This is a genomic window from Sphingopyxis macrogoltabida (assembly GCF_001314325.1).
In the GTDB taxonomy this organism is placed as follows: domain Bacteria; phylum Pseudomonadota; class Alphaproteobacteria; order Sphingomonadales; family Sphingomonadaceae; genus Sphingopyxis; species Sphingopyxis macrogoltabida.
In genome coordinates, this window is record NZ_CP009429.1 from 740737 (window position 1) to 761000 (window position 20264).

Here is a 20264-nt window from a genome sequence, read left to right on the forward strand (position 1 = left end):
GTGGTTGCGACAATGTGGGATCAGACGGAAATCAGCTGCGTAAGCACCAATGCAATCGCAAGCCCGACGAGTGCTATGATCGCCGCAGAGACCGCTATGGTCACGGTGATCAGTAACCTGCTCTTCGTGGCATGATCATGCCTCCATAGATCCTTGAACGGTGATGGGCGCCTCGGCGGCTCAACCACTGACGTCATGTGCTCGCTCAGTGCGATGGCCTTGAATGCACTTCCGTTCGTGTCGATGCTTGGCACGCTGTTCTGGGGTTGGGGAAGGTCTACCGGATCATATATCACCCGATCATATATCGGCTTTAGCCGGGAATAGATGATCGCCGTTTCATCGCGGTCGGAAGCGCTGAGAATATTGCGGGCCGCCCTGATGCGCTGATCGACGGTCACCTTCGCAATGCCGAGTTCGCGGGCGATTTGTTTTGACGTTTTGCGCTCGACGAGCAGATCGAGGCAAGCACGCTGCTTCTCGGTCAGCCGAGACCAGCGTTCGGCATCATCCGATTCTCGCGATCCCAATTCGTCCATAGCGCCGCTGCCACTGTGACCCCTGGTGGCCAGATTTTCCTTCGGAGTTAGAGATATTTCACGCGGAAGGCCCGGAGGTCGAGTCGATATTACAGTTTTTTGCAGTCAGTGGCGCCGGGTGCTTTGCGGAGTTTCTCGAAATTGAGCGCCGCGAGGTAGGTGATCAGTGAAAATCATGGCTGCGTATGCGCAGGATTTCATCTTGTTCGGCGGTTGTCCCGAACGGCGGTGAGGGCAATGTGCGCCCGCGCGGCGCCCATGCCGGATCACGAGGGTCCCGGCGTTATACCTTGAAAGGGTCGATGATGGCGGACGGCTGGGCACATGACGGTGCTGTGCAGGAACAGATCGAGGATACAGTTGCCGATGCGGTCAAGATCGCGCGTTCACGCATCGCGTCGGGCGAAGGGACGCGCTTCTGCGAGGACTGCGGCATGGAAATTCCCGCCGCGCGCCGCAAGGCGATGCCATCGAGCCGGACCTGCGTTTCCTGTCAGGACAAACGCGATGCGTCGATCCGGCCAGCGGGCTCCAATCGCCGCGGCAGCAAGGACAGCCAGTTGCGCTGAAGCGGCTTTTGCGCGCGGCGATCTGTTTTGCCGGCTTGCTCATTCATGGTTAGGATCGACCAAAAGAAAATCGGAGTCGCAATCATGGGTGCCAAGGCCGACAACGACCTTTGGGGCCAAGCGCTCGCCATCGAATCTCAATATGGCGATCGCGGACCCGAGGTTATCACGACAATGATCGACGATTTGCGCCGCTCGGGTGATCACTCGGGCGCCGCGTTCTGGACGAAGGTAGCCGTTTGCCTGACGGATCTCCATGAAATCCGCTACGTCGGCAGCATAGCATCGCCGGCGGCAGACGGTCGGCGGATTGCCGCCCGTGCCGCCGCGCAGGGACAGTCCGGGCCGACGAGACAGCACCCCGATGCGGCTGCCTCGCGTCCGAATCCGGCGCCGGAAACTAGAACGGATAATTGATCCCATAGTAGCCGTAGACCTCGCGGCCATAGTCGCGATCAAAGGTCGGCTCGCTATCGGCGCCATAACGCGGCGCCTGTTCGAGAACCTTCTTGTCGAGATCAACGACATAGCCGCCCTGTTCGGTGTCGTAAGTCAGGACGTCCCAGGGCAGCGGATAATAATCGCTGCCAAGACCGAATAGACCGCCGAACTGGAGGGCCGCATATTCGACGCGACCTTCGCGCTTCGTGACCATGAAATTGTAGATCGATCCGAGCTTCTCGCGGTCGCGGTTGTAGACGGCGGTGCCTTCCACCTTGTTCGAGGCGATCAGGCGGCTGGTTTCGTCCGTGGCGATGTCCGTGTCAGCCATGACATGTTTCCTTTCTGCGTCTCCCCTCTCTCCTCACGCTACGCTTTGCATCCCGCAATCTTTCCCTGCTTCAATCGAGCATCCGGCAATATTCGCTGAGACGTCGGACTCGTGTGACGAGCCGAACGCCAGCTCAGTCCGCGCACCACCCGCGCATGGCGCGATCGTATTTAGCGCGCCGCACTGACCTTGCCTTTCGGCCGCTCTTTTTCATGAGCCTGATCGGCTTCAAGCATGCGCCAGCTGCGGTCGCGTTCGGCCTGGCGGTTCGCAATCGCCCCGCGCTGCTGCTCGCGCGGGGTTTCCTGGGACGCCGAGTCGACGACGCGAGCGCTAGCGAACTCGGCCTGGTCACGGGCTGCAATGGATTCAAGGCGGCGCTTCGCCGCGCTCTGAGAGGTTGGCCAATGATATCGAGCCGTCTCGGCTGAAGGGGCGCCGGTTCTGGTGCCGATGAGGCGCTAAATATCAGGCTCGGTTCCCATAATCAGCCTCAGGCATTCTCGAACGGTGATAATGCGCGCCCCGCCATGGCGCCCGAGACTTAACAAGTCGGCCTTATCGCCGGTGATCAAAAGTTCGGCCATCCCGGCCTCGATCGTCGCCAGAAGATAGTTGTCCCAGGGATCCGGGCTGACGGACACGTCGGGCAGATTCTCTATGACAATGGCGCTGCCCTTGAGTTCATTGACGAGTCTGCCGGCAACGGCTGGATTCAAGCGGGCTCGCAGTTTGGGATAGCGTGTAACGCGCCGAATTTCCTCTAGCTGCTCCGCAGAGGTGATTAAGGTGACCTTGCCTTGGCGCCACAAGGCAATCAGCTGAAAGGGAAGCGACCGCCCGTGCAGGAGTGCGCTGACAAGCACATTGGTGTCGATGACAACGCGCATTGATCAGTTCCGACGCGCATCCGCAATCGCTTCGTCGATCAACTCGCTCATTTCTTCCGGCGAGACGTCATCGAAACCGGCACGGGCCTCGGCGAGCGTAAGATCGAGCAGGCGCCATTTCACGGACTCTTCAATGAAGCGCGATAGATCGCCCTTTTTCATTCCGCGCTGAGCTAGATATGTGCGGACATCAATGTCGGTTTCGGTCGCGACATTGACGGTCCAACGCGTCGCATCTCCCATAATCTAGACTCCTCATGGACGTTTAAGCGGATAAGCGCTTATCATCTTTTACGCCAATCTTCAATTGCGACATATGCGCTGGATCGACTTGCCACAGGGGGGCTCGATTTAGCTTACCCCGATTTTCGAGCCTCTGCACGGAACACAATAGATCGCAGCATCCACCTCGGCGCCGGATGTTCCGGCTCTCCACGTCAAACTGACGCGAGGCGCAAACGGACGCATGGCGACGCGGATCGAACAAGATGATCCACCGTTCGATGTCGAAGCTCGACGGCTTCGCCTATGCCGTGAGCTGCTTGTCGAACGGCAGATCATTGCGCGGTACCTCAAGAAGCAAGACTGGAGCCATGCGGGCTGGATCATGCTACTGGAACTCTATGTCGCGGATACGGTCGATAAAAGGCTGCCGGTTTCGAGCCTGGGATATGCGAGTGGCGTTTCGATTCCGACTGCGACGCGGCAGACCATTGAAATGGAATCCTGCAAATTTGTGGTTCGCGAGCGCGATCCTCACGACGGGCGTCGAACGAACATCGCCCTGACCGCTCGCGGTCGAGCCATCCTCAGGTGCATTCTAGACGACTATGCGAAGTCCCGGGCGAATGCCTGATGGCTGCCGCTTCCTCGATCGTCCAGAACGAAATCTGTCATGCCTAAACGAGAGACGAAGAATCTGGCTTCAAGGTTCAAGGGAGAAAGAGGGAAGCCGAAGTTGATGTAACTACAAAAGGAAATTGGAAAATCATCGGATCAGGGAAAGCAAAATGTCCATTTCCGGAAGCTCTTTTGATTCCTTCAATCGGCATCTTCTGATAGGCTGCCGACCGAGAAAACACATGCAGGCGAGCCACCTTTCCGACGCATCAACAGCCGATACCGTTCGGGAGCCCGTCGCGCGCGATTGGCTCTGGAAGCCGTGGTACGCGAAGCTTTGGTGGGCAGCGATTCCGGTCTACTGGGCAGGCGCGGCGGCCTCGCTGAAACTCCCGGCTCTGGCGGAGTTTTATACCAGCGCTCTGGCGGGCTATCTCAACATGCTCTTCTTCCCGCTGACGACGCTGCTGGTGCTTGGTTTTGGATTCATCCGAGCTTGGTTGAACAGGCCGCTGTCTGGCGAACCTCTCTCGGACGAGGAAATCGACGAACTCGAACAGATGAGGATGGAGGACGAGCACTGGGAGCGTCTTGGGCGACCTCATTGGTCGGTCGACATCTATGATCCGCGCTCCGGCGGACTCTATATAGGCAACCCACTCAGCCCTCAGCACCCTGGACGTCGAGATTAGCGCTTCTTGTAGCTGCTATCTCCGTCGAATGGACCATTTGCTAGGTCGGTAGAAAATCGGCCACTGCTCAAGATCGAGGATTGTTCAAGCGACGTCATCGGCCCAGTAATATCGGCGGTTCCACGTGCGGAATCGGCTTGCCCAAGGTAGCGATTTCGCAGCCCCTCGGGGCCAAGCACCTGACGGTTCAACTCGCTCGTAAATGTCGTTTCAGGGTTTACAGAGCGCGCAGCCGCCCGCTCTGCGGCGGATATCGCCTCGCGTACATCATAGTTTACGATATCGAGCGAAGCCCGAGCGGTCTCGTTACTCGTGCCCATGTCGCTGCTGCTATATCCCAAGCTGCCGCCGACGCTCCCTGACGTTGCTGTCTGTGATCGTTCCTTACCCTTGACCGAACCACCACGCGACGCATAATCACCGCTTTGGGCACTTGCGCCGACATTGCCGCCAACCGTCGTTCCCATTGAGATTTGGTCTTGCGCCGAGCGAGATATAGCCCGCTGCCACCCGGTCTGGGCCATGATCGCGGACACGTCGCGCTGAAGCGTATCGGCGACCTGCGGATTGAGCCGCCACTCGCCGTTGCGGTCCATTTCGAACCCTCCACGGAGCCAGTTGGCCATCATCGCCTGACCCTCGGGGCCGCTGCTCAGCATATGCTCGACAGTGTCGGGGCCGGCCTGCTTGCCGGCTTCATATTTGGTGCTGGTATCGCTGCGCGCGGACTGCGTGAACCCGGTGCTGCTCGATACGAGCAGATCATTGTCCGCGAAACTGAAGCGCGCGCGGCCCCCCTCGGCGATCGCGCCATATTGGCTGTCGTTGATGAGGCCGGCGGCGCGGAGCTGTCGCGCGACATCGGGCGAGACATTGAGATTGAGATCGCCATTCTGCGCCATGGCGAGCTCGCGCTTGGTCATGTTGATGCCCTCGCTGCGCAGCAGACCCTGCATGCGTGTGAGCCGCTCGTTGTCGACGATGCGCGTCAGCCGCTCATTGCGCGCGCGATCGGCAATCCCGGCCGCGCCGCCCTCGGCCATGTCGACCTGGTTGCCCGCCGTGCGGCTGAGTGCCTGGATGAAGCTGTCGAGCCGCGCCGCCTCGCGCGTGGAGACGCCGGCGGCGGCTGCGCCTTCCGCGAACCCGAAATTGTCGCTCTGCCGCCGCTGCTCGCCGATGCGCGCGGCGCCACGCACGCCGTCATGCCCGACCTCGCGCTGGGCATCGAGCTTGCCCGAGCGTTCGGCAAAGTCATAGCCAGCCACCTCGCGGGTGCGGCCATAGACGCTCTTTCCCTCACGCCCGGCCTCGGCTGTCGCGCCGTCGGCGGTGCCGAGCTGGACCGAGGCGTTATAGGTTTCCAGCGCGCGCATGACCTGCGCCTCGTTGCGGCCCGTCGCGCGGGAGAGCGAGGTGATCGCCGACGAGCGGGCCTCGCCCGAGAGGGTGTTGATGAAGCCCATGCGGCGCGAGGTTTCGTCGACGGACAGGCCGAGCATCGACGCGGCGTTGCGCTGGCCCTCGTTATTCCCGGTGCGCCACGCCTGCTCGGTTGCGACGTTGCGCCGTTCGATCCCGGCGACATTGTCGCCCGCATAGTCGCGCCGGCCTTCCATCGCGCCGACATTGACCTGCGCGGTGGTGAGATCGTTCCGCAGCATCGCCTCCTGGTCGTAGGTGTTGGCGATCAGCTTGGCGAAGGTCGGGTCGGCCGAAGCCTGTGCGATCACGGTCGAGGCCTTGAGCGCGGCATCCTTCTGGTCATAGCCATTGCGCTCGAAATGCCGCTGCGCGCCCTGCATCATCATGTCGTAGGCCCGCGTGTCACCGAACGCTTTCCACTGCACCATGTTCTGCGCGAAACCGGCGAAAGCCCGCTCGCCCGCCTGACCCGGCCCGAAATAGTTCGTCCCCAAGTTCCGCAGCGCGTCCTTCTCGGCGAAATTGTGGATCGCTGACGTCGTCGCATTGGCGCGCACGGCCGCGGCCGTCGCGGGATGGGTTAAGTCGCGGCCGACAAGAGCAGGAGCGAGGCCGCCAAGTTCGCGCGCGGCATCGGTCGCTCCGAGCGCAAAACCCGTCGTTCCCGCGATGCCCGGCGTCCGGTCGGCGAGATATCCGCCGGCCGCGCCGAAAGCACGATTGGCGCCCATGGCGGACCGCACCCCAAAATCCCCGAAGCTCGATGCCGCGCTGCGGCGCGCCGTCGTGCCGGTCGCCGAGGCCTGCGCCTCGAGCGCCTGAGCGCGGCCTTCGTGCGTCATGATCGGCGTCGCGGCCGCGGTGCCCTGGCCCTGCACGCCGAGCGCGCCGCTGGTGAAGGAGGTGAACACGTTGCCCGAGAAGCGGAACACGGTGAATACGAAGGCGCCGGCGAGCCCGGCGGCGGCGGTGCGAAAACTCCCGAAGATGGCCAGCGCCTTCATCGCCGACCCCGGTGCGAGCATCCAGGCATTGGCGGCGACATGGTTCGAGCGCATCTCGGCAAGCACATCCATCGCGCGGCCGAGCGTGAGCTGGTAGATGCCGGCATCGATCACGCCCCACATGGCGACGAAGACGAAGAGGCCGAGCGCGAAGCTCGCGACGCGCAGGTTGATCGGGGTCAGGATGAAGAGCAGCGCGATCGGCATCATGAACAGCATGATCCCGAAGACGGTGGCTCGGATCGTCGGCATCCATTCGTTCGCGGTCGACATGGTCGCGAGACCGCTCGAGACGACGGCGCGGTTGGCCATGACGCGCGCGGCGGTCGCGGGGCTGTCTTCGAACAGCACGTCGCCGACAGCATTGCCGAGGTTGATGTTGGTCATCAGCTGCTGGAGCGTCAGCGGCGTCGCCAGCATCTTGTCGCCGAGCGCGCCAAGATTGGACCTGCAGCGTTGAAGCTGGGCGGCGTTCGAGACATCATAGCCGGTACGCTCGCAGACCTGACGGCTGTAATCGTCGAACAGCGCCGGATCCGAAAGCCGGCCCGAGATATGCGTCCAGGCCTCGGTACAGCTCACCGTCGTTCCGCCCTTGTCGGTCGCGGTAAAGACGGTGCTGAAGGTTGCAGGGCCCGCCATCGCGGCGAAAGCCGCTGGAAGATCGTTGCTGGTGCGGAAGAGCTGATCGTCGTCGATGCCATAGGCGGGAGAGACGCGCGCGACGGGATAGCATTGCCGGACATAATCCTTGATCGTTGCATCGAGGAAGCTGTCAGTCATCGGCCCTCGCGGGCTAACAGCGTTCAGGAACAGGTCGAAGCTGTGGCCGCCGGCGCCGAACTCGAGCTTGGCATTGGGATCGATGGTATTGTCGTCAATCGTCTCAGCGATCGCGCGCTCCATCATGTTGGTGACGCCCGCGACCAGCACGATCAGGTTCGGGACGTCGCCAACGGGCTGATAGGCGTTGCGGACCCGGTCGTAGACATGGACGGTGCCCGTGGTCGCGACCATGCCGACGAAGAGCCCGATGCCGACGAGCGTCTGAAAGCCGAAAGCGACGATCCCCATGCCGTTGCCGCGCACGCTCGCGAGTAGCGCGCCGAGCGCGATCCCGGCGACCGCGACGATGAGCACCAGCGTTTCGTAGCGCGGATCGGCAAAGATCATCGAGACGAGCCGGAACGCATCGACGGTCTCGTTGAACCCGTCATAGGTGTGGAAGCTGGTCTCGAGTGCGAGCGCGGGAGCGGGCAGCAGCGCGACCAAGGCGGCGGCGAGCGCGGAAAGCGAACTGACACGCATGGCCGTCAGCGATTGCGGTTGGCGGCGGCGCCGGCGGCGTCGCGCGCGTCGCGGTCGCGCTGGCGAACGAGCCCGGCGTAATTTGCCGATAGGTTCGCCTGGTTCAGCGACGCCATATAGGACTGGCGCATCTGCGCGCGCTGCCGCAGCACTTCTTCGCGGAGATCGCGGAGCTGCTCGATGCCTTTGGTAAGGATGCGCGTCTGACAGATATTTGCGTTGCCGGCGTCGGCGGCACCGGCGACCGACGTTCCGCGTTCGGCATTGGACAGCGCGAAGTCGATGCTGCGGGTGAGGTCGTTGAGCATCTGGTAGGCGAGGGTCAGCGCGACCAGCTCGTCGGTATCGCCAATCACCGCGTCCTCGACGCCTTCGCGCACGCCCCATTCGAGCATGCGGTAGATGGGGAGGGTCTTCACATTGGCAACGAACTGCCGTTCTTCGGCCGTCAGTGCGGTGCGGGTGCGGATCTTGGTGGCGATCGCCTGCATCCGTTCGCGCGCGAGGACGAGCGCGCCGCGGCCCGGCCCGTCGACCCTGCAGTCCGCGCCCGTCGGCGGCAGGTTGAGCGATCGGGCCGGTACCCGCCCGGTCAGGAAATCCTCGACGGCCTCGGTATCCTGGCGCGGGCAGGCAGGGATGGCCGAGAAGAGCGGCACCTTGTCGGCCTGATCCCAGCGCATGTAAACATCGCCGACCCGCGCGCGCATGACGTTGGTCCATTCGCCTGCACCGACGCGCGCCGCGGCATGCGCGAGCAGTGAGCCGGTGCGGAAGATGTCGGTGACCTCGCGCGGGCAGTTGGCGAGCGCCTCCTTCAGATCCTCGGTCGGGTTGTTGTTGTTCGCCTCGATCTTCTCGCGGCTCTGCTGATAGCTTTTGGCATAGCCCTGCTTGATCGAGCGGTAGCCGGTCATCTCCTCGATGATCCCCGACATATTGTCGTCGCCCTTCGCAATCTGCACCATGCGGTTCGCGAGACGGCAGTCGTTGACCTGGATCGAGTTCAGGAAGTTGGTCGCGGCTTCCATTTTCGAGATGATGTTGCCCATCTTCTCGTCAAGGGTTTCGAGGAGATACTGGAAGGCGACGGCGGGCGCGGCCTGCAGGATGCTCTCGAGCTTCTGGACGAGATAGTCGGGATCGAGAAACGACATGCCGCCGAGGAACATGTCGATGCCACCGCAGCCCGCGCGCACCTTGGGCAGCGTCACGCTCGTCAGATAGTCGTGGTGGACGTCGACGCGGCCCGAGAAGCCGCCCGCGGTCACATAACCGCGCGCCTGGTCCTCGAAACTACCGGGCGACGTGTAGGTCACATTGTCGAACCAGTGTTCGGCCCAGCTTTGGGCATAGGCTCCCGGCGCGCCGGCTCCGCAGGTTGACATGATGAGGGCGATCATAATGGCGCGGCGGCCGCCAAGCGAGGACATCAGCGTTCTTTCTCAGGGGCGGGATGTGGCAGGCTGAACCCACTCATGGTCGCTTGTGTTGACCTCTCGCGACAAGGACAGAGGCACGTACGCGCCTCTCAGAGGCAAGGTCCTTCCGCTAATATGTCCCACGCGAAATGGGCCACTGCCATGTCGATCATCGCCTCGTCCCATGTTTCAGGGTCGGCAAGATGCCGTGATGGATTGCAAACGCTTTCAAAGGATCGTATGTGTATGATCTAAGAAAAGGATACACATCATGCGGACCAACATCGTCATCGATGATAATCTTATGAACGAAGCTCTTCGCGCGACGGGTCTCAAGACGAAGCGCGAGGCCGTTGAACTCGGCTTGCGGACGTTGCTTCGGCTTCGCAAACAGGACGAGATTCGAAGGTTCCGGGGCAAGCTCACCTGGGCGGGCGATCTTGACGCCATGAGAACCGACGGGTGATCCTCGTCGATTCCAGCGTCTGGATCAATTACTTCCGGGGCGATGCCACACCGCAGACGGAGAGGTTGGACGCGTTGCTTGGCGCGGAACCGCTGCTGACCGGCGACATCATTCTGGCCGAGGTTCTGCAAGGTTTTACCAGCGATCGCGCCTTCAACGTCGCGCTAAGATTGATGGGGTCTCTCGACCAGATCGATATCGGAGGTCGTGACGTCGCAATCCAGGCGGCCCGAAACTTTCAGACCCTGCGCGGAAAGAGGATTACCGTTCGCAAGACAATCGATACGCTGATCGCCACGCGATGCATCGAGGATGGATTGTCACTGCTCTATAGTGATCGCGATTTTGAACCCTTTGTGGAGCATCTCGGACTGGCGTCGGCCATGTCGAGCGCACGTTGATGTGTGATCACTTATCCTTGCAAATCTGGACCGTGGCTCCAGATTTGCAAGGATAAGTGATCGGCCAACTTGGCCTCGTCGCCTTGAAGGGAGTCTCGAACCGGCATTCGATCGAAATTATGGCTTCGTTCGGCGCTGCAATGAGATGCCCGGCCCCTGAGCAACAATTCCCGTGAATTTCGAAAACGCCCGGACCCCGGCTTGCAGGGCGCATGCCGGTCAGTATCTTTACGGCGAGATATAAATTGCGCGCGATATTGGGCGCATGATTCGGTGCCAACGGCAATCGGAATGATCCGGTTCGTATCGTTCACCGGTCGGACTCATGCGGCCGGGTATCCGGATTCAGGATAGGCTGTTTCGCTGAAGCTCGTCCGATCAGGTCTCGACTGATTTCTCGGGAGTGGGCAACGAGATTGCGCGTCTTTTCGCGAAGCATGAGCTGGCCAATAATCCCTTCAACATAGGCGGGATTCGTTTTGTTGATGACTGCCAGAGCCGTTTCGCACCTCGCGCGGCCGCAATGCTCAATAGCCCCGACTACATAGTCGGGTCCAAAATGCTCGGCGACCGCTGCAAGGTCGAACATATCGCGCGGCTGGAAACTCCAACCGCGATAGAAGACCTTTTTAGCGATGATTTCCGCTGGCGTTTCAAGCGCGATGGCGTGACCTTGAACGTCGTGCGCTCGTGTTGGATCTGGAATGATGCTGTCGCAGCAGATGAAATCAATTTCGCCCAGATCGTGATAAGCAAGCTTCAGCATATCGGTGCCTGCCTGATAGCTGTCAGGAGCGTGATCGAGTTTGATGCCTTGCGTTTCCGGATTGAGAAATGGGAGGATTTGTGGATCGTCCAGAAACAGGTCGATGTCGTGACTTTCACGATGATCGATCTGCAGCATCAGTGCGGTTCCGCCGCCGAAGCTCCACTGAGGCGCGAAGCCGTTCGCCTTCCTGAAATGGTCAAGAATATCTACGGCGAGATTGAAAAGGACCGGCCATTCGCTCGGCCGCTTTGCAGACACGGCGTCAGGCCGCCAGCGGTAGCGTGTAGCCCGAAAGTTCGGAGATTTTATCGGCGACTTGGCTCGCTTGACTTGCGTCTACGCCCATCGCTGCCATGAACTGTTCCTGGACGTTCAGCGGCACTTCGGAGAAGAAAGCGAAAACCGGCGCGTTGCAGTCAATCGCGCTCTTCAAGTCGACGATCATGGCAGCAAGCTGATGTGCGGAAACGGCCGCCCCATAAGGGGCGTTCACCGTCGTCAGCACTTGAGTTACAGCGTTTGCCATCATTCCACTCATAACACGATCCTGTTTGGATCGTTGTTTTCATATAGTCGCGAGCGGTTATCAAAACAAGAATCTCGCTCAGGTCGCGTCCTACGCCCGACGCGAGGCAATAATGACAAGACCAGATTCAGCTTATGAAGCATGCATCATGGCTTTGATGTTTCAAGCAGATTCCGCGCCAGAGCTAAGAAAGTTCCGTCCGGCTTATCGCGACGGGCCCCCAACGATTCCAGTGAATTTCGAGAGTGCGCGGACGCCTACCGCTGGGCGAACGCCCGTCAGCATCTTCGCGGCGAGATAGAGGTTGCGCGCTAAATTGGGCGCATGATCGGTCCCGACGGCGATTGGAATGATCCGGTTCGTATCGTTCATCGGACGCACCCATGCGACCGGATGCCCGATCCAGGGCAAGCCGAGCCGGCCCGATCGCAGCATCGCTTCCTGCGCGGAAATGGCGCGGACCTGCCAGCCATATCGCCTTCCCAGACTTCCGAGCTTGGTCCAGAGATCGGCGCAGGGAACGCAGCCGGGCGCGGTGCTCATCTCGACGACGAAGGCCGAACTGCGTCCGCGCAGTTCCTCGGTAAAGTCCGGCGGGAAAGCGCGCGTCACCGGAACGCGCGAGAGCCAGTGGTTCATCGCCGCAGTTGTTCCGACCGGATGGATCGCGGCGCGCGCTGCATCCTCGCGGCTGACAGTCTGCGCCATGCCGGGCGAAATGACTAGGATGCTCATGCTCAGCGCGCTTGCACATCGCGCCAACATACTGAACTCGCCTTGCAGGTAAGGGGATTTGCTCTTACCTTGTGCTATTGAAAGGACTCGCCACATGAACGCTGTTACCATTACCGCGAAAGGGCAGGTCACGCTGCGGAAGGAATTGCTCAGGCATCTCGGCGTCCATCCAGGCGACAAGATCAGCTTTGACAAACTCCCCGGCGGTGAAATCAAGATTCGGGCCATCAGGCCTTCCGGAAAGATTGAGGATTTCTTCGGGTCACTCAAGCGGGAAGGCCAGCGGCCCATCTCGATCGAGGAGATGAATGAGGCCATTGAAAAGGGCTGGGCCGGACAGCTGTGAAAATTACTGCCGACACCAATATCCTCGTCCGATCCGCAACGCTGGACGATCCCGTTCAAAGCCCCTTGGCAAAAAAGCTCCTGAAGGAAGCAGAACTTATTGCTGTGACGCTTCCGGCCTTGTGCGAGTTCTGCTGGGTGCTCAGGAAAGTGTATCGCTATGAGGCGGCAAGGGTCGCTGCATCGGTCAGATTGCTTATCGACGCCGGCAATGTCGCAGCGGACCGACAGGCTGTTGAAGCGGGGCTTGCAATACTGGAGCAAGGTGGAGACTTCGCTGATGGGGTCATCGCCCACGATGGCCAATGGCTGGGAGGCGAGACCTTCGTGAGCTTCGATCGAGGCGCTGTTGGCCTTCTGGCAAAGCATGGGCAAGCTGCGATGAACCCCGATCAATCGAAAGCTTGATCCGACTGCGCGGCGCTGCGCGGCAATAGACGCTGTCATCGACGCGGCTCCATGCTTGCGCCCACCAAATCGCCGCCGAGTGCGCGCGGATCGGTCGCCGATACCGGCCCGTTGCCGAGCGCATCGAAGAAACCATCTTCCTCGCCCGCGCCGGTCAGGAACTGCTCGGGGCGGATGTCGCCGAGCATCAGCCGCACGGCCTGGTATGTGGTCTGCGCGAGATTGGGATAGGATTCGACACCCGACGCGATCACCATCCTTGCCGAGCTGTCGCGGCGGATCACCATCGTCGTCGGCGTGATCTCGACGCCGAAGCGCTGGCCGAGTTCGGGACGGCGCTCGAGATCCATCTGTGTGACCTGCCAGCCCGTCTCCTCGCGGAACCGTTCGAGGATCGGCCATTGCACCCGGCAATAGCCACAGGAATTCCGCGAGAACATGACGAGCGCGAACTGGCCTGCGTGGGCGCGGAGATACCGGCGGCGAACCGCTTCCTTCTCGGCACCCATCGCCGCGCGCGCGTCGCCGACGATCGGGTTGGCGGACTTGGCATTGAGTTCGGGGTTCTGGAGCAAGGCGATCTGAGTCACGCCTGCGAACGCACGTGCCTTGCGCCGCGCGAAGTCCTGCAGCCGCCAGAAGTCCGCGACCGCGTCGACGGTGAGCACGGTCGCGGCATAGTCGCGTTGCTGCTCGATCAGCTTGCGGATTTTGGGCGGCGTCCATGTCGCCAGTTCCGCCATCGGCGGTATCGCCGGCTTCATCAGCGCGTCGGGCTCGGCATCCGCATCTTCGACCGGCGGCGGTGCCTGATACCACCAATAGCCCTGCTTCGGTTCGCGGGTGGGTGAGGTCGGCTGCGCGGCGGCGGGGAAGGCCGTGATGAGCGCCGCGAGGAGGGCAGGGCGGATCACAGCAGCTTCTCCATGCGGGTGAGGCGCGCGATCGGCACCGGTCCGTAATAGCGGCTGTCGAACCCGCTCGGGTGCAGCGAGCCGACATAGATCAATCCCGGCGGGATCAGCCCGTGATCGGGCCGCCAATAGTCGAGCCGCTGGCCACCCCGGCCATAAGGCTTGGTCACGCCGAGCAGCACGCCGTCGCAATAATACCAGCCATCCATGGCATCGGGCTCCATCGAAGATGGCTTTTCGATCAGCGATATCCGTTCGCCCGGCATGCAGAGCGCGCGCTTGGTCACCTTGACGGGCTCGGAGCCGGCCAGCGGATGTGAGAGCATGAACAGGACGAGGTCGCCCTTGGCGATCGGCCCCGGCGCCGCGCGCACCGCCAAGGCGTCGATCGACGGTGACATGACGAGAATGGCTTGCGGGATCGCCCACCAGGTCAGCAGCGCGAGGGGCACGAGGAGCGCCGTCGCCTTCCAGAGCCGGTCGGGGCGTGCGGGTTCGCCGAGCCCCGGACTGCCGAGCGCAACGGCTGCGCGCCGCGGCAGTCCCTTCAAACCGATCGCCAGATGCTTACCGGCCTTCCAGGCGAGACTGAGCATCGCGCACCTCCTCTTTTCCGCCGAGGCGGGCAATTTCCTCGAGCAAGCCAGAAAGCGCGGCATCGCCATAGGCGACGTGCGCAGCGCGCGGGCTTTCGTCTTCGCGCTCGCAATAGGGGAGCACCGGATCGCCCGGGATCATGGCGAGCGCGGGCACGCGGGTGACGCCGTGCTGGCGAAAGACCAGCGGGTCGACGATCACCTGCACGTCGCGCATCACGCATGCCGGTCCCTCGCAGCCGGGATCGAGGCGGAGAATCTCGGCGGTGAGCTTCGCCATCGGCGCGACCTTGGCCATCCCGCCCGGCATGCCGCGGAACGCGAGGACACCGCGTGCCTTCTCGAGCTGCGCTGCATAGGTGCGCAGCGTTGACGTCGGCATCGACGAGGAGACGAACAGCACAGGCACCCAGCCTTTCGCCGCCGGCGCCGGACCGGCATCGGCGACGGCCTTGATCTCGGGCGCTTCGAGCCCGAGTGCCTGGCCGAGCCGCTTCGCCATCGCCTCGCGCTCTGCGGCGAAGCGGTCTTTGCCGGTCTCAAGCGCATCGCGGGCGCGGGCTTCCATCGCTGGCGACTTGGCACGGTCGCGCATCGCCTCGAAGGCGCGCCGGCGTTCGACCTCGCTCGGCTTCGGCAGGTCAGATGGGCCGTTTTGCTGTTGGGCTTTGCGGCGCGACACCGCGCCCTTCAGCCGGTCCATCGCCGCTTCGCCCTCGCGTTCTACCTTCTCGCGCGCCGACGGGTTGTCGTCGATGCCCGGCGATATTTGCGCTGCGGCAAGGCCGGCGATGCCGGCTACGTCGGCGAGCGCCACCGCGAGTACGGCGCGGCGCCTAGCGGCCGATGGCCTGCATATAGGCATCGATACGATCCTTCATGTCTGACTGGATGTCGGCCTGCGCGCGGGCCTGAACTTCCGAATAATATTCGGAGAGGTCCATTCGGCTGAAGTCGAGCGCTTGGAACTCTTCGGGCGTGAACCCGCGGCAGTTCGGCGTCTTCACCGGTCCCCAGCCATCCGCGAACGACTTCAGCTGCGGGCGGCCCTGTTCCTGGATGATGCGGCCGAGCTTGGTATTGAAGCAGCAATGGCTGCGCGACTTCTGGACGCAGATGCCGAGGATCTTCGACGAGCAATAGGAGCCGACCTCGACGCACATGCCCGAGCCGCGTAGCATGCCCGTCTCCATGTCCTGCTGGTCGCAGGAGGAGAGGAGGAACTCGATCATGACGTTGACCGCGAGGCTGATCGCGATCGAGGTCGGATCGATGCCGACAATGATCGCATTGGCGCCCGCGCTCGCCGCCTGGCTTGCCGTCGCGCCCGCCTGGAAGGCGGCATAGGCGGCTTGGGCTCCGGTGAACACGCCCTTGGCGATCGCGATCTTCGTCTGCGTCGACGCGATCGACGAGCCCATTCCGTCCTTGACGATCTTACCCTTGTCCTTGCAGCAGTTGGAAAAGGTTGTCTTGAGGCCCGCTGGGCGGCAGCGCAGCGCGCGGCCGCCGAATATCTCGATGTTCCCGAGACAATTGCCGTCGGTGTCGACTTCGCCGTCGGCGGGCGCGCCCGGATCGTCGACGACGGGTTCATCCTCGATCGGGTTTGCCGCGGTATCGATGCAGGCGTTCGGCGAGCAACTCGGCACGCCGCCGCTCGCCAGCGTCTCGCACGCATATTGCGAACCAAGCGGGCAGGACGACGCGCCGCCGGGCTCGGGCGCGCACGATGCCCGTTCGATCGGGCACTGCCAGCTACCACCTTGCATCCCGACGCAGCTAGCGGTCTCGCCCGCGTCGTCGGCGTCACCATTGCCATTGAGGTCGACCGCGCAAATCTGCTGCGCCTGCGCTGCCGACGCGTAAACGGCGAGCGCGAAGGCGACGATGCCGAACAGGATCAGCGCGAGGCGCGACGGCCAGAAGAGAAAGCGGCCCATCATCGCGCTGTCGCCGTGCAGGCGAGATCGGCGCCAGCGAGCCTAACCGTTTGCATCATGACCACCGCCTCGGGAAAGGTATCAAGGCAGCCGCAGGGCGTGACGATGGTCTCGCCGGGACCGGCGGGACAGACATTGCCCGGTGAGCAGGCGTGATAGAAGGTGTCGAAGCCGGTCGGGCTGGTCTGCTGCGCGCCGACGACGCCCGCAGGCGCCGCGTCGGTATTGGCTTTCGCAGAGCGCGTCTTGCAGACCGCCTCGCAAGCTGGAACCGAGCCGCGATCGGGAAGCGCGAAGGCGCGCGTAGACGCGGCGCTGCCGCCGTCGGCCGTCCGAACGCGGTCGGCGAGCAGCGTCTCGGTCGAACGATCGATGATATAGGCGCCGCGCGACAGGTCGGGTTCGGGCATCGCGCCGGTGTCGATCGCGCATTTATAGGTCCGCTGGCGCAGGAAAAAGTCGCGGGTAAGGGTAGCGGTGCAACTGCCCGTGCCGAACTGGCGCGACCGCGGGAGGGGGCGAAGGCCGGTGCCGACGCCGTTCAGAAACGTCTGGACGCCATCGACGCTCTCGCTGTCGAGGCGGCACTTTTGATTGGCGCCAATATCTGCGCACTGGTCGACGAGCCGGTCGCTCGGTTCGCATGCGTCCGAAACGCGAATCTCGACGTCGACCAGTCCCCATTCGGTCGTGAGAGGCGCACCGCCGCCGCCGCCGCGCACGCGTGCCGACACCGTCGTCGGCCCCGCCCGCAGGTCGGTGGTAAAATCATAGGAGGTGTAATTGCGCGCCGCGCCGCCATCGGTGCGGCAGTCGCCTGAAGGCAATCCTGTCGTCAGCCACGGACGCGGCCCCGCGGAGCCGACGACGCGGCCGTTGATGCGGCCCTGGACCCAGTCGTCGGCGCCCATCTCGACGATCCGCGCCGACAGGAGCTTCGCGGGGTCGCTGACTTCGAAGCGCGCGGTGAAGATCGGCGGCGCGCTACTGCAATTGCCATCTCCGATGATGCGAAAGCGTCGGCAGCCTTCGCCGCAGCCCTGAACCGAATAGATGACGCCCGTCGCGGAGACGATATCCTCATACGCGAGCGGCCGCAGTGTGACGTCGCGTTCGATCGTGCAGGCGCGGACCTGTTCGGCCTTGCCGATGCCGGCGGGCGATCCCTTGAGGCTCTGGAACAGCGAGCTTCCGGCTGCGGTCGCCGCGGCGTCGCCGAGGATCGAAGTCGGACGGCCGCGATAGGCTGTTTGCGGAAGGTCCGGCAAAGCCGTGCAGGCGGTTGATTGCGCTCCGACATACTGGATCAGCGGGCCGTTGATGCGCGCCTCGGCCACGCCGACGCGGGGATCGTGGCTCGTGAGTGCGCCGATCGCGCCGCCGCCGAGATCCTTGAGCACCGACGGCAGATTGTCCATCACGAGATTCGCGCCGCAGCTATTGTTGATGCAATAGCAGCCCGCGAGTTCGGCCATTTCGGCGGCGGCGAGCCCCAGGTCGCCCGAGACATCGACGTTCCAACGATGATAGTTGCACGCGTTCCAGCTTCCGGGCTGGCAAGCGATGACGCCGTTGGCGCAGATGCCCGAGACGGGCACGGGCAAGGTGGACACGCGGTCGAAGCTGCCGTCGAGATCGGTGTCGCGGGCGATGCGGACGGTGTTGATGTCGCCCGTGCCGTCAGGCTGGATCAGGATTTCGAGGAGGCTCGATGTTTTCTGGCAGGCGAGACTCGGCGTAAAGCTCTGGCTGCGATCGACCGTCGCGATCGGCTGTCCGCTGAGGCCGGGGGTGAGGTAATTCTCCTGGATCGCCTTGCTGGTCGAGGACTTCGCGCGAGAAGCTTCCGCGGCTGCGCGCGCGCGGTCCTCGACTGACTGCGCCAGTGTGCTGGCGGAAGCCATTGCCGCCATCGGCAGCAACAGGAGAGAAACCGAGCGCTTCACGAACGATCACCGTCCACAGTGCGCGATCCATGCGCGAGCCGAAACAGGTCTCCCGCCCGGAAGTCATCGGATCCGGGCGAGAGGTGCCGATAGACGGCCTGGCCGTCGAACACCGTGAGCACCGCTTTTACCCGAGGACACGGCGGGATCAGGGCCGGTCTCGCTTGTGGCGATGGCAATTTACCCGTATCGTCTGCAGGTGGAGCGGCGCCCGAGAGGGGGCAGGGCGCCGCTCCCGCCTCGCGCGCCTGCCGGCAGCCACCGGGGCTGTGGCGGGCAGACCGGGCCGATTCCGGGCTGCGCACGAGACGATCGGGGAGTGCCGGGTCAGGGCGTCGAAATGCCGGCACAGCAGATCGCTTTCTCGAAGAGCATGAACTGGGCGTTGTCCTTGCCCGGCGCGTGTTTGCCGGAGGTCCAGAGCGCGCCGGGACGGCCGATGTTGACGCACTTGCCGCCCTTCACCGGCTCCATGAGCTGGAGTTTGTATCGGCTCTTGGTCCAGATCGGCTGCGGCTTGAACGAGCAGCCGTCCGCCGAATGGATGGTCAGCGCGCCGAGCCGGCCCATCATGAACGTGCCGCGCGCTGCCAGCCCCGCCCAGGCTTCGACGCGGTCGCCCATGTGAATGTCGCCGGCGACAGGATAGGTGCTTCCCCAACTGCCCATGCACCAGAAGAGCGGGTCGATGACCTTGCCCGCTGCCGCCGCGGCGCTGTCGGACATGCAGGCAAGGCCGGCCGCGGGATTGCCGAACAGGATGCCTTCGGGCTGGATGATCGCTCCCAGCGTCCCCGACTGCCAGGTCGGCATCACCTCGGTCATCAGCGCGACGTCGAAACCGTCATCCTCGAGGCACGGAAGATCGCTGAACATGTCGAGCATCTTCCAGACCGGCGCGACATAATAGTGCATCTGCGCGAACAACTTCGTCGTGTTCGTGCCGTCCGAAATCGACGACTGGCTGCCCTGGAGCTTGCCGCCGGTCGCCATGATGTCCGTGCCGAGCGCCATCATGCAGCCGGGTTCGGTCACCACGTCGATCATCCGGTTCGGAGTCCAGAAACTGACCTTGACACCGAACCAGAAGGTTGCACCTTTGCGGCACGCACACAGCGGTTTCGACGCCGATTGTGCGTCGAGCGCCTTGTCGAGCTTGTCGTAGCTGCCGGCGCGCACGCCGCCGATGGTGATGGGGAAGATGCAGTTCCAACGCACCTTGGTGATCGGGTTGAAGATCGTGTCGCTCGGACATTTGGATGCTTGCGCTGGAGCGGGGATGAAAGCGAGAACTGCGCCGAGCCCGACGGGTACCGCCCAGCGAAAGGACCGGCGCGTCTTCTTCGGCTCGACTTGGCGCCTGGCGCCGCTGCTCCCCGATGCGGAAGTCGCGCGCAAGTGTCGGCAAGCTGGCATGACTTCTCCGTTCCGCCAGGTAGGGCGCTGAAAAGGTTGGATGAGGCTTCGGCGCTCTGTATGGGCGATTGGCCTGCCCGAAGCGGAGATGGACCCGCCGACATGCTCGTCGCAACCAGATGGGAAAGGATATGCCGCGGATGGGCACATCGTTGCCGCTATCAGCGGTGCGGGGCCGGCTTCCGTGACGCTGAGGTTGGATTTGCCGATCAGATGTCTGCTCGCGGTCCCGTCGCGTCCTTGCGGACCAGACCATGGCGAAGGGAAGGCACCAAAGCTCGCTTCTTGCGAAGCGAGTTCCTCCAGGCATCAACGAAGTCGACGATCGGGCCAAATGGG

Annotated in this window: 24 protein-coding genes; 9 read left to right on the forward strand and 15 right to left on the reverse strand. The window is 62.9% G+C overall.

Annotated features, from left to right (window positions below; genetic code table 11):
* Positions 1 to 20 precede the first annotated feature (20 nt).
* A complete protein-coding gene (locus LH19_RS03660; protein WP_039575534.1) occupies positions 21 to 539 on the reverse strand; it encodes a sigma factor-like helix-turn-helix DNA-binding protein in 519 nt (172 codons plus the stop codon).
* A 305-nt stretch (positions 540 to 844) separates the two neighbouring features.
* On the opposite strand from LH19_RS03660, the gene LH19_RS03665 reads away from it, so the two are divergent.
* Together LH19_RS03665 and LH19_RS03670 are read left to right on the forward strand one after the other, a co-directional pair.
* A complete protein-coding gene (locus LH19_RS03665; protein ID WP_039581049.1) occupies positions 845 to 1108 on the forward strand; it encodes a DksA/TraR family C4-type zinc finger protein in 264 nt (87 codons plus the stop codon).
* 84 nt (positions 1109 to 1192) lie between these two features.
* A complete protein-coding gene (locus LH19_RS03670) occupies positions 1193 to 1525 on the forward strand; it encodes a DUF6961 family protein (protein ID WP_054724989.1) in 333 nt (110 codons plus the stop codon).
* Here LH19_RS03670 and LH19_RS03675 read toward each other — a convergent pair.
* Positions 1509 to 1880 carry a PRC-barrel domain-containing protein gene (locus LH19_RS03675; protein WP_052208294.1) on the reverse strand — a complete coding sequence of 124 codons (372 nt, stop codon included), beginning with the start codon at positions 1878 to 1880 and terminating at the stop codon, positions 1509 to 1511. The two genes, LH19_RS03670 and LH19_RS03675, sit on opposite strands and share 17 nt — an antisense overlap.
* Before the next feature lie 212 nt (positions 1881 to 2092).
* Here LH19_RS03675 and LH19_RS03680 point away from each other — a divergent pair, with 212 nt between their 5' ends.
* Positions 2093 to 2311, forward strand: coding sequence for a hypothetical protein (locus LH19_RS03680; protein ID WP_054724991.1), 219 nt, complete (start codon positions 2093 to 2095; stop codon positions 2309 to 2311).
* A gap of 30 nt (positions 2312 to 2341) precedes the next feature.
* Here the strand turns inward: LH19_RS03680 and LH19_RS03685 are convergent, their stop codons facing one another.
* Together LH19_RS03685 and LH19_RS03690 are read right to left on the reverse strand one after the other, a co-directional pair.
* Positions 2342 to 2770 carry a putative toxin-antitoxin system toxin component, PIN family gene (locus tag LH19_RS03685; protein WP_039575528.1) on the reverse strand — a complete coding sequence of 143 codons (429 nt, stop codon included), beginning with the start codon at positions 2768 to 2770 and terminating at the stop codon, positions 2342 to 2344.
* Between the two features lie 3 nt (positions 2771 to 2773).
* Complete coding sequence (locus LH19_RS03690; RefSeq protein WP_039575525.1) at positions 2774 to 3013, reverse strand: ribbon-helix-helix domain-containing protein; 240 nt, start codon at positions 3011 to 3013, stop codon at positions 2774 to 2776.
* Between the two features lie 223 nt (positions 3014 to 3236).
* Between LH19_RS03690 and LH19_RS03695 the strand changes: the two genes are divergently transcribed.
* On the forward strand, positions 3237 to 3626 hold the full coding sequence (locus LH19_RS03695) for a MarR family winged helix-turn-helix transcriptional regulator (RefSeq protein ID WP_052208293.1): 390 nt from the start codon (positions 3237 to 3239) through the stop codon (positions 3624 to 3626).
* Positions 3627 to 3780: 154 nt separating this feature from the next.
* A complete protein-coding gene (locus LH19_RS03700; RefSeq protein WP_228383647.1) occupies positions 3781 to 4302 on the forward strand; it encodes a hypothetical protein in 522 nt (173 codons plus the stop codon).
* Here LH19_RS03700 and LH19_RS03705 read toward each other — a convergent pair.
* Both LH19_RS03705 and LH19_RS03710 read right to left on the reverse strand, forming a co-directional pair.
* The gene (locus LH19_RS03705; protein ID WP_039575519.1) at positions 4299 to 8039 is read right to left on the reverse strand and encodes a conjugal transfer protein TraG N-terminal domain-containing protein; all 3741 of its coding nucleotides are present in this window, start codon (positions 8037 to 8039) and stop codon (positions 4299 to 4301) included. The genes LH19_RS03700 and LH19_RS03705 overlap by 4 nt on opposite strands.
* A 5-nt stretch (positions 8040 to 8044) precedes the next feature.
* The gene (locus LH19_RS03710) at positions 8045 to 9442 is read right to left on the reverse strand and encodes a conjugal transfer protein TraH (RefSeq protein ID WP_407696736.1); all 1398 of its coding nucleotides are present in this window, start codon (positions 9440 to 9442) and stop codon (positions 8045 to 8047) included.
* A 289-nt stretch (positions 9443 to 9731) separates the two neighbouring features.
* Between LH19_RS03710 and LH19_RS03715 the strand changes: the two genes are divergently transcribed.
* Entirely contained in the window at positions 9732 to 9926 is a 195-nt protein-coding gene (locus LH19_RS03715) for a type II toxin-antitoxin system VapB family antitoxin (protein ID WP_039575512.1), read from the forward strand.
* Positions 9923 to 10327, forward strand: coding sequence for a type II toxin-antitoxin system VapC family toxin (gene vapC, locus LH19_RS03720; RefSeq protein ID WP_039575509.1), 405 nt, complete (start codon positions 9923 to 9925; stop codon positions 10325 to 10327). Before LH19_RS03715 ends, vapC begins: the two co-directional genes overlap by 4 nt.
* 310 nt (positions 10328 to 10637) lie before the next feature.
* On the opposite strand, the gene LH19_RS03725 is transcribed toward vapC, so the two are convergent.
* From LH19_RS03725 to LH19_RS03735, 3 genes are all read right to left on the reverse strand, one after another.
* On the reverse strand, positions 10638 to 11354 hold the full coding sequence (locus LH19_RS03725) for a nucleotidyl transferase AbiEii/AbiGii toxin family protein (protein WP_052208291.1): 717 nt from the start codon (positions 11352 to 11354) through the stop codon (positions 10638 to 10640).
* A 4-nt stretch (positions 11355 to 11358) separates the two neighbouring features.
* Positions 11359 to 11634: a hypothetical protein gene (locus LH19_RS03730; protein ID WP_223181289.1), complete on the reverse strand. Its 276-nt coding sequence runs from the start codon at positions 11632 to 11634 to the stop codon at positions 11359 to 11361.
* Positions 11635 to 11826: 192 nt separating this feature from the next.
* On the reverse strand, positions 11827 to 12357 hold the full coding sequence (locus LH19_RS03735) for a thioredoxin domain-containing protein (protein WP_052208289.1): 531 nt from the start codon (positions 12355 to 12357) through the stop codon (positions 11827 to 11829).
* Positions 12358 to 12451: 94 nt separating this feature from the next.
* On the opposite strand from LH19_RS03735, the gene LH19_RS03740 reads away from it, so the two are divergent.
* Positions 12452 to 12703 (forward strand): AbrB/MazE/SpoVT family DNA-binding domain-containing protein, encoded by a 252-nt coding sequence (locus LH19_RS03740; RefSeq protein ID WP_039575504.1) that lies wholly within the window; start codon positions 12452 to 12454, stop codon positions 12701 to 12703.
* Positions 12700 to 13110 carry a type II toxin-antitoxin system VapC family toxin gene (locus tag LH19_RS03745; RefSeq protein ID WP_039575502.1) on the forward strand — a complete coding sequence of 137 codons (411 nt, stop codon included), beginning with the start codon at positions 12700 to 12702 and terminating at the stop codon, positions 13108 to 13110. The genes LH19_RS03740 and LH19_RS03745 overlap by 4 nt, the downstream gene beginning before the upstream one ends.
* Before the next feature lie 35 nt (positions 13111 to 13145).
* Here the strand turns inward: LH19_RS03745 and LH19_RS03750 are convergent, their stop codons facing one another.
* The 6 genes from LH19_RS03750 to LH19_RS03775 all read right to left on the reverse strand — a co-directional run bounded on the left by LH19_RS03750 (position 13146) and on the right by LH19_RS03775 (position 19925).
* Positions 13146 to 14024, reverse strand: a complete 879-nt coding sequence (locus LH19_RS03750; RefSeq protein WP_039575499.1) for a conjugal transfer protein TraF — start codon at positions 14022 to 14024, stop codon at positions 13146 to 13148.
* Positions 14021 to 14620 carry a S26 family signal peptidase gene (locus LH19_RS03755; protein WP_039575497.1) on the reverse strand — a complete coding sequence of 200 codons (600 nt, stop codon included), beginning with the start codon at positions 14618 to 14620 and terminating at the stop codon, positions 14021 to 14023. The genes LH19_RS03750 and LH19_RS03755 overlap by 4 nt, the downstream gene beginning before the upstream one ends.
* Positions 14592 to 15485, reverse strand: coding sequence for a type-F conjugative transfer system pilin assembly protein TrbC (locus LH19_RS03760; protein ID WP_039575495.1), 894 nt, complete (start codon positions 15483 to 15485; stop codon positions 14592 to 14594). Before LH19_RS03760 ends, LH19_RS03755 begins: the two co-directional genes overlap by 29 nt.
* Positions 15457 to 16566, reverse strand: coding sequence for a conjugal transfer protein TraN (gene traN, locus LH19_RS03765; RefSeq protein WP_039575491.1), 1110 nt, complete (start codon positions 16564 to 16566; stop codon positions 15457 to 15459). The genes LH19_RS03760 and traN overlap by 29 nt, the downstream gene beginning before the upstream one ends.
* Positions 16563 to 18509 carry a hypothetical protein gene (locus LH19_RS03770; protein WP_321164053.1) on the reverse strand — a complete coding sequence of 649 codons (1947 nt, stop codon included), beginning with the start codon at positions 18507 to 18509 and terminating at the stop codon, positions 16563 to 16565. The genes traN and LH19_RS03770 overlap by 4 nt, the downstream gene beginning before the upstream one ends.
* A gap of 327 nt (positions 18510 to 18836) precedes the next feature.
* Positions 18837 to 19925 (reverse strand): TraU family protein, encoded by a 1089-nt coding sequence (locus LH19_RS03775; RefSeq protein WP_232014684.1) that lies wholly within the window; start codon positions 19923 to 19925, stop codon positions 18837 to 18839.
* Positions 19926 to 20264 lie beyond the last annotated feature (339 nt).

What these genes read in the sequence shown, in the direction of transcription:
- LH19_RS03660 (WP_039575534.1), bottom strand. Translation starts at nt 539, where the DNA reads ATGGACGAATTGGGATCGCGAGAATCGGATGATGCCGAACGCTGGTCT.
- LH19_RS03665 (WP_039581049.1), top strand. Translation starts at nt 845, where the DNA reads ATGGCGGACGGCTGGGCACATGACGGTGCTGTGCAGGAACAGATCGAG.
- LH19_RS03670 (WP_054724989.1), top strand. Translation starts at nt 1,193, where the DNA reads ATGGGTGCCAAGGCCGACAACGACCTTTGGGGCCAAGCGCTCGCCATC.
- LH19_RS03675 (WP_052208294.1), bottom strand. Translation starts at nt 1,880, where the DNA reads ATGGCTGACACGGACATCGCCACGGACGAAACCAGCCGCCTGATCGCC.
- LH19_RS03680 (WP_054724991.1), top strand. Translation starts at nt 2,093, where the DNA reads ATGAGCCTGATCGGCTTCAAGCATGCGCCAGCTGCGGTCGCGTTCGGC.
- LH19_RS03685 (WP_039575528.1), bottom strand. Translation starts at nt 2,770, where the DNA reads ATGCGCGTTGTCATCGACACCAATGTGCTTGTCAGCGCACTCCTGCAC.
- LH19_RS03690 (WP_039575525.1), bottom strand. Translation starts at nt 3,013, where the DNA reads ATGGGAGATGCGACGCGTTGGACCGTCAATGTCGCGACCGAAACCGAC.
- LH19_RS03695 (WP_052208293.1), top strand. Translation starts at nt 3,237, where the DNA reads ATGGCGACGCGGATCGAACAAGATGATCCACCGTTCGATGTCGAAGCT.
- LH19_RS03700 (WP_228383647.1), top strand. Translation starts at nt 3,781, where the DNA reads ATGTCCATTTCCGGAAGCTCTTTTGATTCCTTCAATCGGCATCTTCTG.
- LH19_RS03705 (WP_039575519.1), bottom strand. Translation starts at nt 8,039, where the DNA reads ATGCGTGTCAGTTCGCTTTCCGCGCTCGCCGCCGCCTTGGTCGCGCTG.
- LH19_RS03710 (WP_407696736.1), bottom strand. Translation starts at nt 9,442, where the DNA reads ATGATCGCCCTCATCATGTCAACCTGCGGAGCCGGCGCGCCGGGAGCC.
- LH19_RS03715 (WP_039575512.1), top strand. Translation starts at nt 9,732, where the DNA reads ATGCGGACCAACATCGTCATCGATGATAATCTTATGAACGAAGCTCTT.
- LH19_RS03730 (WP_223181289.1), bottom strand. Translation starts at nt 11,634, where the DNA reads ATGAGTGGAATGATGGCAAACGCTGTAACTCAAGTGCTGACGACGGTG.
- LH19_RS03735 (WP_052208289.1), bottom strand. Translation starts at nt 12,357, where the DNA reads ATGAGCATCCTAGTCATTTCGCCCGGCATGGCGCAGACTGTCAGCCGC.
- LH19_RS03740 (WP_039575504.1), top strand. Translation starts at nt 12,452, where the DNA reads ATGAACGCTGTTACCATTACCGCGAAAGGGCAGGTCACGCTGCGGAAG.
- LH19_RS03755 (WP_039575497.1), bottom strand. Translation starts at nt 14,620, where the DNA reads ATGCTCAGTCTCGCCTGGAAGGCCGGTAAGCATCTGGCGATCGGTTTG.
- LH19_RS03760 (WP_039575495.1), bottom strand. Translation starts at nt 15,485, where the DNA reads ATGCCTATATGCAGGCCATCGGCCGCTAGGCGCCGCGCCGTACTCGCG.
- traN (WP_039575491.1), bottom strand. Translation starts at nt 16,566, where the DNA reads ATGATGGGCCGCTTTCTCTTCTGGCCGTCGCGCCTCGCGCTGATCCTG.
- LH19_RS03775 (WP_232014684.1), bottom strand. Translation starts at nt 19,925, where the DNA reads ATGCCAGCTTGCCGACACTTGCGCGCGACTTCCGCATCGGGGAGCAGC.